The sequence below is a fragment of the Pollutibacter soli genome, assembly GCA_029269725.1.
GTDB classification, from domain to species: domain Bacteria; phylum Bacteroidota; class Bacteroidia; order Chitinophagales; family Chitinophagaceae; genus Pollutibacter; species Pollutibacter soli.
Genome location: JARJHS010000015.1, coordinates 46434 through 58348, shown reverse-complemented (window position 1 = coordinate 58348; position 11915 = coordinate 46434). Strand labels below are relative to the sequence as shown.

General features: G+C 42.1%; 12 protein-coding genes. 9 read left to right on the top strand and 3 right to left on the bottom strand.

What is annotated here, in order from left to right:
• Nucleotides 1-27: 27 nt before the first annotated feature.
• The 7 genes from P2W82_RS24175 (at nt 28) to P2W82_RS24145 (ending at nt 4925) form a co-directional block, all read left to right on the top strand.
• Nucleotides 28-579, top strand: a complete 552-nt coding sequence (locus tag P2W82_RS24175) for a TPM domain-containing protein (protein WP_336518540.1) — start codon at nt 28-30, stop codon at nt 577-579.
• Between the two features lie 327 nt (nt 580-906).
• Nucleotides 907-1179: a hypothetical protein gene (locus P2W82_RS24170; RefSeq protein ID WP_336518539.1), complete on the top strand. Its 273-nt coding sequence runs from the start codon at nt 907-909 to the stop codon at nt 1177-1179.
• 425 nt (nt 1180-1604) lie between these two features.
• Nucleotides 1605-2231 (top strand): NAD(P)-dependent oxidoreductase, encoded by a 627-nt coding sequence (locus P2W82_RS24165; RefSeq protein WP_336518538.1) that lies wholly within the window; start codon nt 1605-1607, stop codon nt 2229-2231.
• Between the two features lie 327 nt (nt 2232-2558).
• The gene (locus tag P2W82_RS24160) at nt 2559-3233 is read left to right on the top strand and encodes a hypothetical protein (RefSeq protein WP_336518537.1); all 675 of its coding nucleotides are present in this window, start codon (nt 2559-2561) and stop codon (nt 3231-3233) included.
• Nucleotides 3234-3372: 139 nt separating this feature from the next.
• Complete coding sequence (locus tag P2W82_RS24155) at nt 3373-3852, top strand: VOC family protein (protein WP_336518536.1); 480 nt, start codon at nt 3373-3375, stop codon at nt 3850-3852.
• Nucleotides 3853-4008: 156 nt separating this feature from the next.
• Nucleotides 4009-4593, top strand: coding sequence for a dihydrofolate reductase family protein (locus P2W82_RS24150; RefSeq protein ID WP_336518535.1), 585 nt, complete (start codon nt 4009-4011; stop codon nt 4591-4593).
• A 125-nt stretch (nt 4594-4718) separates the two neighbouring features.
• Nucleotides 4719-4925, top strand: a complete 207-nt coding sequence (locus P2W82_RS24145) for a hypothetical protein (RefSeq protein WP_336518534.1) — start codon at nt 4719-4721, stop codon at nt 4923-4925.
• A 104-nt stretch (nt 4926-5029) separates the two neighbouring features.
• On the opposite strand, the gene P2W82_RS24140 is transcribed toward P2W82_RS24145, so the two are convergent.
• Entirely contained in the window at nt 5030-5674 is a 645-nt protein-coding gene (locus tag P2W82_RS24140) for a hypothetical protein (protein WP_336518533.1), read from the bottom strand.
• 360 nt (nt 5675-6034) lie between these two features.
• The gene (locus tag P2W82_RS24135; protein WP_336518532.1) at nt 6035-6286 is read right to left on the bottom strand and encodes a PepSY domain-containing protein; all 252 of its coding nucleotides are present in this window, start codon (nt 6284-6286) and stop codon (nt 6035-6037) included.
• Nucleotides 6287-6541: 255 nt separating this feature from the next.
• On the opposite strand from P2W82_RS24135, the gene P2W82_RS24130 reads away from it, so the two are divergent.
• Together P2W82_RS24130 and P2W82_RS24125 are read left to right on the top strand one after the other, a co-directional pair.
• A complete protein-coding gene (locus P2W82_RS24130) occupies nt 6542-7801 on the top strand; it encodes an MFS transporter (protein WP_336518531.1) in 1260 nt (419 codons plus the stop codon).
• A 420-nt stretch (nt 7802-8221) separates the two neighbouring features.
• On the top strand, nt 8222-8785 hold the full coding sequence (locus P2W82_RS24125) for a hypothetical protein (protein ID WP_336518530.1): 564 nt from the start codon (nt 8222-8224) through the stop codon (nt 8783-8785).
• 435 nt (nt 8786-9220) lie between these two features.
• Here P2W82_RS24125 and P2W82_RS24120 read toward each other — a convergent pair whose 3' ends face one another.
• On the bottom strand, nt 9221-11665 hold the full coding sequence (locus P2W82_RS24120) for a glycoside hydrolase family 2 TIM barrel-domain containing protein (RefSeq protein ID WP_336518529.1): 2445 nt from the start codon (nt 11663-11665) through the stop codon (nt 9221-9223).
• Nucleotides 11666-11915 lie beyond the last annotated feature (250 nt).

Sequence of the window (11915 nt, the reverse complement as noted above, 5' to 3'; positions counted from 1 at the left end):
TGAATTCACCATTGCTAATCTGTTGAAATGAGAAAATTAAATTTTGCTTTCCTGTTCATAGTCTTTTCCTGCGCGTGTACACAGAGTCAGACACAATACTTGCCCGAGTCCACTGTCTTGAAAATAATGGAAGCTAAGTATGACACATTACGAACTCTTTTAAAAGACAGCCTTGCACAAGGCATTAAAAACATAAACGATTATAGCAACGCATTTTCGGCGGAAGAAAAATTTCGACTGGATTCGTTGATAGAAGATTTTAAAAAGCAGAAAGGTTTGCGGATTGTTGTTTTCAGCTTCGATAGTTTAATGACATCGATGGATAGCGTTTATGAAGTAACTCAAATAGCAGGTACAAAAAACAGGATCAATACTACCATTGGCTTCTCTTTAACGTATAGAGCTATATATATCTGGAATGATTCACTCATTAACAATTCAGTACTTAACCAGCACGAGACAAAAACTATAATAGACGAAAAGTTTATACCTCCTTTCAGAAAAGGGGATTATTTCAAGGGCACCTTTGAAGGTATTGCAGCAATCATACAACGTATAAGTATCAATAGCCGGAATTAGATCTCAGAAAAGTGACTGCTATGAGGATTGTACAAAATAAGCGACAAGTTGAGTTGTTACTATTGTACTGTAATTCGGCGCAATAATCATTGGGTGTGCATTTTTAATTTCAACTTGCTGAAACCCCTACGAAGCCTGTCCGCCCTCGTTTTAAAACAGAAATTTCAAATGGATAATTATCCCTACCTTACCACTCCAATTCACTCCCTACAATAGTAACTCCACATCCGTTGTCGAACGAGGCCTCATTCGACGTAAAATCTGCAATCAGGCAACAGGGAAGCCGAAAACTGCATAGAGTAAGCATCAATTTCAAAATTCACAAAAATGCCAACAGTTATCATTCGCCACAAAGTAGGAAACATCGATACCTGGTTAAAAGGGCATAAGGATCGGAGTGAATTGTTTTCGAAATTTGCATCTGGATTCCAGACATTTCAGGATACAGACGATCCGACTTCGGTTGTGCTTGTCGTGGATGTTTTTGATATGGATGGAATGCAGGCTGTTATGGGCAATCCGGAAATAATGGAAAAAGTGGCAAAAGAAAAACACACCGTCCTCGAACCTATCACTGTTTCTATGCCGGCAACTGTGTGACAATGCGGTTGTTTAAACGGTTCTCGGATAGTTAAATTAACTGGATTACAGATTTCATTTTTGAAGTTGATATCCAGGATAACAGTTTACGTTCCGGAACATACGCAGAATGCCGTCCGCAGTCGGATGTAGAATATATCCAGGATGACGGATATTTTATTCTGAACAACCTAAGTTGCAAGCCCGGATTCATGCTATTAAGTATCGCCCGGGCTCCAATGCTTACCCGTGGTAGATGATACAAAATCGCTCAGGCTAATAATCTAAAAAGCCTGTTTTTTTCATCGTTACAACTATATTAAAGGACAATTGAAAGATCCCGGATAAAATCCATTTGCTTCGGATGATTTCAAAAGAGACATGCAATACGATGTGGAACAATTATTAATTTCTTTGCAACTTTTAGTAACCCCAAAACAACGAAAATGAAAGTCCTTATTTTGGGTGCAACCGGTGGAACCGGGCAACAACTGGTAACCCAGGCTCTTCAGCAAAATCATGAGGTAACGGCATTAGCCCGTCATCCATCCCGGCTGAAACATCATCATGAGGGACTTACGATAGTTCATGGAGACGTACTCGATAAAGATATTCTGGCAAAATCACTCGAGGGAAAGGATGCAGTACTCAGTGCACTCGGCGTGGGAAAATCTTTAAAATCCGGAAATTTAATTTCTGATGCAGTCAGCATATTAATTCCTGCAATGAATGAAAAGCATGTCAGGCGCTTAATCTTTCTTTCTGCTTTTGGGGTAGGAGAAACATTTAAGCAAGCTGATTTTATTCAAAGGATTATCTACAAATTGTTCTTAAAAAATATATATGCAGACAAATCAAAAGGAGATGACCTCATCCGACATAGCCCACTTGATTGGATTTTGGTTTACCCCGTTCTGATGACTGATGCTCCCGGAACCGGGAAATATAAAGCAGGTGAAAAAATGGAAATGAAAGGTATTCCAAAAGTTCCCCGGGCTGACGTTGCTGAATTTATGGTTCAGCAATTGAATGAAAACACTTACCTGAGAAAATCAGCTATAGTGATGAGTTGACTCATCGAATTTAGGTTTTAAACTTTTTCAATTACGATAACAATTTTCAATCATCAGGGATTGCCCGTTACTGTCCTTGTTTCATCGCATTGATCTAAAGTGCAGGACCATACATTACCGAAACAGGTATCCGAAAACGATAAAAGTACTCCCCGGAAATGTGCCCCCTTCTTAAACGTCAATTGATTCTTAGTTCAGCTTCCTATTTCGTGTCTACTGACTTTTACCGGCAAATCCAATCCTGATCTATTCAGAACCAGCTTTTTGGCCGCGCCTCGCTGATGATCGTTATCTTAGCGATGATCAAATCCCTGTAAATACTCAACATTGCAAAAAAAATTATTCCTTCTTATTCTGGTTCTTAGACTGACCAATGTTTACGGACAAGTACCCGTACACGAAGAACCCCGGCACCACCTTGTTTTTCAAAATAAAGACATTCGCATTCTGAATGTACTTCTGCCTCCCGGCGACACGTCTCTTTATCATATTCACAACACACTATCTCTTTTTATCAGGCTTTCGGATACAAAAACCGGCTCACAGAATAAAGGAAGACAAGCGTCAGGTGGCTCCTCGACTTCAGGAACTGTTCTTTTCGAAAATTTATCACCACCCAATACCCGTACTCATCGTGTGTGGAACGCAGATATTGATACTTTCCATGTGATGGATGTAGAGCTTCTGTATAAGGACAGTGGGTTTATTCATAAGCCACTGACCCTGCCAGACCTTACCATTGAAATCGATACTCCGTGGATCAGAGCATATCGTATTCAATTGCCGAAGGGAAAAGATTTTAAACTGATCGATAATAAGCAATCATTCGTTTTAGTATCTCTACATGCTTCTTTCGTAAGCGCGAAAGTAGATGGTAAGGAAAACGATAAAAAACTATCGCCAGGGAGCTTCTTTGTCATTGAGGGACGACAAAATTTTTCAATCATAAACAATAGTGACGAATCAGCGGCATTTATCCTGCTCGAATTACCTCTGCACTGATTCGAACTTGCTTATTGAATCAGGCTAAAAACAAATCCTTTGAATTTTCTGTAATCTGTTTACTGCAAAAAAGTTCAATATCCATAATTTAGGTGCTGCGTATGCCTGGATCACAGTGGCAAATAAAACAATTCAACACATGACAAAAAGCGAAGTAATACAGATGCACAATGTCGGTATCGTTGTGGAATCCCTGGACAATGCCATTTCGTTTTTCGAAGAACTGGGATTGATACTGGAAGGGCGTGCTATGGTTGAAGGTGAATGGGCGGGAAAGGTAACAGGGTTGGGAGACCAATCGGTGGAAATTGCAATGATGGCAACACCTGATGGGCACAGCCGGCTCGAAATTTCCAGATTTCTCAGACCTGTTACTGTAGCTGATCACCGCGCCGCGCCGGTGAATTCGCTTGGCTACCTGCGCCTGATGTTTAACGTTAGTAATATTGATGAATTGGTTCCCAGGCTTCAAAAGAAAGGCGCAGAACTCGTGGGTGAGATAGTTAACTATGAAAACATTTACCGGCTATGTTATATCCGGGGAACGGAAGGAATTCTGATCGGCCTGGCAGAACTACTGGGTAATTTAACAGCAAAAGATATCCTCGAAAACTCCTGAGGGTTGAGTCTTTGAAAAAGATGGTTGTCGATCCGGAATCTTTTGAATCCTTCCATCAGCACCGCAATTTTATGCTGAAAAGAATCTTAAAATAAAGTCTTTAATAACGGGAATAAAAGTAATTTATACCCATTTTCGACAACGATAAAACACATTATGAGAAAAATAATTTCATTCATGCACATATCACTCGACGGTTTTGTGGCCGGGCCTAATGGAGAAATGGACTGGATTAAAGTAGATGAAGAGCTCTTTGATCATATCGGGAAACGGATAGGTAAAGGTGACACTGCGTTGTATGGCCGGAAAACCTATGAAATGATGGAAGGTTACTGGCCAAATGCAGGCAAGGAACCAGATGCCAGCAAACATGATATCGAGCATTCAAAATGGTATAACAAGATTCACAAACTTGTTTTGTCAAAATCATTGAAAGATGCAGCGCCTGCTAATACAACAGTTATCAGCGATAGCCTATCTGAAAAAATTAACGAAATAAAAGAACAGGATGGTGAAGACATCCTTTTGTTCGGGAGCCCGACAGCAACACATATACTCATCCAGCAACAACTCATCGATGGATACTGGCTTTTTGTAAACCCCATCGTTCTTGGACAAGGCATTCCATTGTTTACTGGGATGAAAGAGAAAATAAATCTGAAGCTATTATCCACCCACCAGTTTAGTTCGGGCGTAACAGAATTGAATTATATCGTCGACGACAATAATTTACCTGGTTAACACAATTTGAAACTGTGGAATGTATTGCTCACTTAATCGATATATCTGAAAACAATACCTGATCATAGACGAAGGCATAGTTTTTTCATCTGTTCATAAAAATTAAATCACTTAAAATAATATTTATGGTACAGAAAAAAGGCCTTGGACTATTACTTGCGGCAGCAGCGGCTTATGGATATTATCGCTATAGCAAAATGACTCCCGAAGAAAGAAGTTCTCTGATTGAAAAAGGCAAAAAATTATTTACAGATAATATGGGTCCGCTTGGCGACATGTTTAAACCAAGAAACGGTAACACAGTTAACAATCCGTCAGGGACAACGATGTAAGAAGAAGGGGCACTCCGCCCCTTTTGTTTTTTCCTTTGTTACCCACACATAGGTCAATCCGGCTGACCTGTTCACATTCTCTCTCGATCAGTCCGGCGACCAGGTTAATCCACCTGAATCATCATCGCCCTCTTATTATCGATTTCATTTTCCATATATCCACTACCGTCCATCCGCAGGGAAAGTGGAATTGCCTGGTAGACTTCCTTATTTCCATCAATAATATTGAATTGATATTCTATCCTGGAAAGTGGAATTCTGTTCGCTCTTAACGGGCATGACTGCAATGAAAAGTCCAAAGGCATCTCCAGGCTGTAAATTCCCTTTTGCTTGAGCACTACGCCGATTTTGAAATTATAGGCATTGTTATCACAGCCAATCATTGTTGACAGCGAAGTACGATAATCATACAGGTAGCGTCCGTTGTTTACACCTCCTGCAGTTACAAAATCACAAAAACCATCAGGTGGTCCGACCGGCGTATTGTATTGTGCATTAAGCTTTAGCTCGAAACTGATTAAAGCGGAATCGATACCTAAATCCAGGCGCTTGAATCTATCAAAAAACCTGTTGTCGGGATTTGAATACTGAAGCCAGATGGTGTCGCCAACATTGTAACTTTTTCTTTCAGGGGAAAGTTCCACCTTCTCCAGGAAATGATGTTGATACTCTTCTTTGTCACATTGCATTCCACCGCAAATTGTTGATATAAATAATGCTGATAAAATGATTCGGTGAGGATTGATCATAAGTTATATTTCAACGGTGAAGAATTTACTAAGTGAAGACGTTCACTATAGTCTATTTAAATTCCACGCGTCAATAATACTACTCTGACGCTAAAAATGCAAAGTTTCTGAAATCAACCCGGTGACGGCCTCGAAGACGCGAAGGTTGTCCGAAGTTTTTATCTTAGAGCGTCCTTAGCGCCCTTGCGTATTCCCGGCAAAGAGAAGTTGTTTAGTATATAATGATCGAAGATATTACAGCTAATAGCGTGAATAAATTTCTGTAAGCGCCTATGGTAAAACTGACAAACAAATCCCCCCCTATTCACAAAATCTGATCTTATGAATTTTAAGTTGGTTGCAGAACTGTGATGACGACACCTATTCTTCTCTTATAAAGGTTCCATCAGCATCAAACTCAGCATCGATCTGTTTACCATCCATTTTAAATTCCGCTTCGTAAATCTGTTTATCGTTTTCTTTCTCGATCTGCCATTTTACATCAGAGGCTCCGGGATATTTCTGGTTGAAGGCGGATACGACAGCTGATGGTACATCAGATGCAGAAATCTTTTTTTCATCGCATGACAGGAGCATTAGGCAGATGGCAGCGGCTGATACTAACTTTTTCATCTTTTTTAATTTAAAATGGTTGAATGAAAATCCCGGTTTGAACTCCTGGGTTCAATTACGTAGTGATAAAATTCCATACCAAATCTCAAGAAATTCTGAAACATGATTTCATAAAAACCACTCCCAACCTGTTGAATCATACAACGTTGAGACGTTGGGGCCGGCCGGCATCCTGCCTACAGAAATAATTTCTCATTTGATTTTAATCTCCGGCTGAATGCATTAATATTGCTGGCTTCATGTAAAGTTGCACCCATGAGCAAACCGCCGGCATTTACTCCCTACCAGGTCCTTGCAATTGTTTTACTCGCTCTGACGCAGTTCTCCGTGATCCTGGATTTTATGGTGATGTCTCCCCTGGGGGATTTTCTGATAAAATCGATGGACCTGCAGCCGGATCAATTCGGCCTCGCTGTTTCTGTATATGCGTTCAGCGCAGGGATTTCCGGCCTGTTGACAGCCGGCTTTGCTGACCGTTACGACCGGAAAAAGCTCCTGTTGTTTTTTTATACCGGTTTTATTGCAGGAACGGTGTTCTGCGGACTGGCAAATACCTATCCCCTGCTGCTGGCTGCACGGCTTATTACTGGATTGTTTGGTGGCGTGATCGGTTCCATTTCAATGGCCATCGTAACAGATCTTTTTTCGCTCGAACAAAGAGGACGCGTGATGGGCATTATGCAGATCGGTGTGAGCGCGAGCCAGGTGCTGGGAATACCCATCGGTCTTCACCTGGCCAATTTGTGGGGATGGCAGTCGGCTTTTATTATGATAGCCATACTCGCGATCATCATCTGCATTATCATTATTCTGAAATTGCAGCCTGTCACGGCACATCTCAAAATGCAGCATGATCATTCCGTGCTCACGCATTTTTACAGGACAATTTCAAAAAGGAATTATCGTATCGGTTTTGCAGCTACCGCATTCCTTTCTATCGGTGGATTTATGATGATGCCTTTCGGCAGCGCTTTTGCTGTTAATAATCTGCACGTCACCGCAACGCAGCTTCCATTGCTTTTTATGGTAGCAGGCGTCGCATCTTTGATCGTTATGCCACTGGTTGGCCGACTCAGTGACCGGATGGATAAATTTAATCTGTTTGTGATTGCTTCTTTGGCAATGATGGTACTGGTGGGCATATACACGAACCTTACTCCGAAGCCGTTGTGGATCATCATGGTATTTAACGTGATCATGATGGCAACCATTTTCAGTCGCATGATACCTGCGATGGCGCTAACGACTTCCATTCCTGAAATGCAGGACCGCGGCGCTTTCATGAGTATCAATTCTTCCTTACAACAAATCGCCGGAGGTATCGGCGCAGCTGTTGCCGGCAGTATCGTGGTACAAAAAACCACGCATAGTCCGCTCGAACATTATAATACCCTTGGCTATATCGTAATGATCATCGGCCTGGCCGCTGTGTTTCTGTTGTACCGGGTTAAAATGATTATCAAAATAAAAAAGGCTGCAATGGCTCCTGTTGCTGTCGGATCAACAGCGAATTAATCAGGGATTGCTGATTATTGGTTCATCGTTGTTCGTTCATCGTTGTTCGTTGTTCGTTTTTCGTTGTTCGTTGAACTGTTGCATTTTGTAGAAATGCTGAATATAAGGAGGCGAATTTGAAAACGAAAATTAACGTCGGCCAGGTGCAAGGCATTTCGCGCTTTCGCGCTTACATCCGCCCCAACGCTGACATCAAAATTCCTTTGCAATTCATTATCGAAAAGGATTCGCACACTATACAACCGACCTTGATTATACGCAGTTCTATTTGATGCCGGGGACGTTCTGTCTCGCTGAATTTGGCTGCCCCCTGTACCGTGATTAACCTTATCTTTGACATCCGGCATCAGAGAATTTTACCGGTTCCTGATTCACCTTTGATGCTGGTATTCCGCGATGAGATTCTGACAGCATGTGTCTATGAAAAGAAACCTTCTGATAGTGAGTTTGCTCTTTATATACTTCCTTACCTCATCGATGGAATGCACCAACTGTACCACAAAGCCAATGTTGTTAGGAAAAGAAAAAAGCTGGTTGCCTGCAGTTGGCAACAGGGAATTGATGTTTACGGACAATGGCAACAATACACATGTGTTCCGAATTAATGCCATAGACAAAACAGAGCTGGTGGTCAACGAGTGCGATGAGAATTACCAGATCCAATATATAAAAACAACTCTCTACCTGAACGATGCGAGAACAGACTCCATTCATCTCGCTCTCAGGTCTTCAAATTGGCTGTGCCTGAATGCTTACAGTAAGGGGGAACCGAATATTGTGATGTGCGATATTTTTGCAAAGTCCGGACAGGGAAAATCTGCAAAGCGATTATCCAACGTAAATATTGGAAATCACCAGTACCCGGATGTAATTTTGCTGCTCCATAACGAAGGATATTCAAATGGAATTGACTCTTTATTTATTGCTGATCGTTCAGGGATTGTGGGTTTCCAGTATGATGGTGTAAATTATGTTCTGGAGTAGAATCTTGCACTTTTGATGATCAGATTTATTGGTTTCTTCTCAATTTCTAATTACCGCTCGTTCCCCCACCTTCGCTTTTTTGCTAATTCGCTTAACTTCCTCACTGCTGCGAATTGCCAGCGTACTGTTCCACAGCTTTCAACAGCCAACATCAAAACGCAAAGGAAACAACAAAGGTTTTCGCAAAGGAACAGCCAAGGGAAGTACGGGTGCTGATCTGCGATTGACGAATTGGAATGTTCAGTTTAACAATCTTCTGTAACAATCAGGAGATAACCTAAATCATACAACTTAAAACATACAACTTCTTTGTATTTTCTTTGCGGGCTGTATACCTGGCTGCTGGCTTTGCGGTTTGACTTTCATCCGACATTAATACAGCATCTGCCAAAGATCTACCGAAGAAAAATTCAAGTTTATCCCAGAAAACAGAAATTATTTTCCCACCTTAATCAGCTGCTCCGCAGCTTTCAAGCCATTGGCAATTGCTTTTAAAGTGACCGGCCCACTACCTCCGACTGGTTGCACAATCACCAGGCATCGTCCATTGAAAGTCCTGCGATGTGGTTGCTGAAAACTTGCGAGCTCAACAGGATTTGCATTAGCGACACCTGCTATCTTTCCGGGCCCGTTGATAGAAAACCGGATATCGATCTCTGTTTCCGGAACCACGGCTCCATTCTCATCAACAACTTCTACCATCACATAACACAAATCATTTCTATCATTCCGTATAGTTGGCCGGTCGGGCACGAGACGTAATCGTGTAGGCGCACCCGTTGTTTTAAGTTCAACAGCACCGGTCTGTCTTCCATTTTCTATACTAACAGCTTTGAGTACACCCGGCTGATAAGGCACTTCGAATGTTGCGGTGATACTGTCTTTTGCAATCGTTTTCTCCTCCATCACTTTATCATTCAACAGCAATCTTACAATCGGCGCACGCGAAAACACACGCACCTGCAACCGCCTTCCTTCCTGGCCGGGCCATGTCCAGCTTTGCAGTTCATCGGGCCATCCCCAGGCACTTACATTTTCAACCATTCCCTGCGGAACAGGCCGGTGTACAGCCATTTCAATCTTACTGTTATGCCAGACAATATCACGATAATATGACTGAGGTTTTTTGTTGCCGATAAGATCGAGATCACCACACCATCCATTGAACCAGGGCCAGCCGAGCAGTACCTGTCTCTTTTTTATACTGTCGTATGTAGTATGCCCGATAGAAGCTTCTCCCATATAATCAAAAGCTGTCCAGACAAAATCACCGATCACATACGGATGCTTTTCTACCAAGTTCCAGTTTTCCAATGCTGTTAGGGCATGAGATTCTGTACCGAGAATAATACGATCGGGGAATTTTTTGTGATCAGACTCGTACTCGGACATCATGTAGTTGTATCCGCCAATATCCAGGAGTGCAAAAGCAGCTGCAGTCGTATCCCATTTGTAACCCGGGTGCTGCCAGAATTCGCAGTGAGCAACGGTTACGGGTCGGGTTGGATCCACACGACGGGTTTCTTCCGTAAGTTGTCTTGCTATTCTTATACCCGGACTATCAGCCCGTTCATACACTTCGTTTCCTACGCTCCAGATGATTACAGAAGGATGATTGCGATCGCGAAGAATTATTGCATCCAGATCCTTCTTCCACCATTCCTTAAACCAGAGATGATAATCTTCCGGATTCTTTGGATGCTCCCACATATCGAATGCTTCGTTTATAACCAGCATCCCTAACCGATCACAGGCCTCAAGAAATTGTGCAGAGGGAGGATTGTGACTCGTACGGACCGCATTGAAACCGTTCTTTTTCAGGAGTTGTATTTTTCTTTCTTCTGCGCGATAAATAACTGCGGCACCCAGCGGACCATTGTCGTGATGCACGCAACCGCCTTTTAACAACAGCTTCTTCCCATTCAGAAGAAAACCTTTCTCTGCAGAAAATGAAATACTCCGGATTCCAAAATTCGTTTCCACCCTGTCGATTACTTTGTTATTTTCTTTTACTTCAGAGACTGCTTTGTATAAAACAGGTGTTTCCACCGACCATAAAGCTGGCCTCGTGATCACAATGCTATGTGCGCTGGTATCTTCTCCTTTTCGCCCGGCAGCAATGTCGGATTGAACTTTGCCAACCTGCCTGCCTGCATCAGAAAAAATGGTAGTAACAAGAATTAGTTTTTGCTGGTTATTCCGCGGACGGTATGTACTTGTTCTGATATGTACTGTTGCTTTTTCGGCAGATACCTGAGGTGTTGTTATATACACGCCCCATGGTTCTATGTGCAGGGGATCAGTGATGAATAATTTCACATTGCGGTAAATACCGGAACCACTGTACCAGCGTGAATTCTTCCCCTTATTTTTAACTCTTACTGCAATTACGTTTTCCTGACCTGGTACATGCAGATAAGGAGTCAGATCATAGTAGAAAGGCGTATATCCATAAGGGTGATTGCCCAGGTGGTGACCGTTCACCCACACATCAGCATTCATATATACACCGTCAAAATAAATGGTGAAATTTTTATGCAGATCTGCAGTTTTTACTACAAATTTTTTCCTGTACCAGCCGGTTCCGCCGACGGTAAAGCCTGTTGATCCGGCACCGACGCTTTTTTTATCGAATGGTCCGTAAATGGTGTCTTCGGAATTTCGTGGCAGGTCCTCAATACTCCAGTCGTGCGGCAGGTCCAGTTTTCTCCACCGGGAGTCATCAAAATTTTCTTGTTCAGCATTCACCAGACTGTCCTTTAAAAAACGCCAGTTAAGATCAAATGAAACATTCCGCCTTGCATCAGAAAAAGAAACGTTTTTTTGCGCCGGGACTGAAACAGAAATCATCAGGAGAAAACTCAGTAAATAACCTCTCATGATTCAATATAAATAAAACTGTTTCATCCGGAAAACACCGGGGCATTCATGCGAACAAGGCAAATGAACAGGATAATATTGTATAAGGAGAGACAGTGAACAGAGACAGTGAACAGAAACAGTGAAGAAAGGCAATAGTCAGCAGGCAATAAGAACAGGTCAGTGTTTTTCTGCAATAACCCAATGCATTCAAAATTCTTCGTCGAATCTATTTTTTCTATTGACGGAACAGATATCGAAAAAAGCAGCC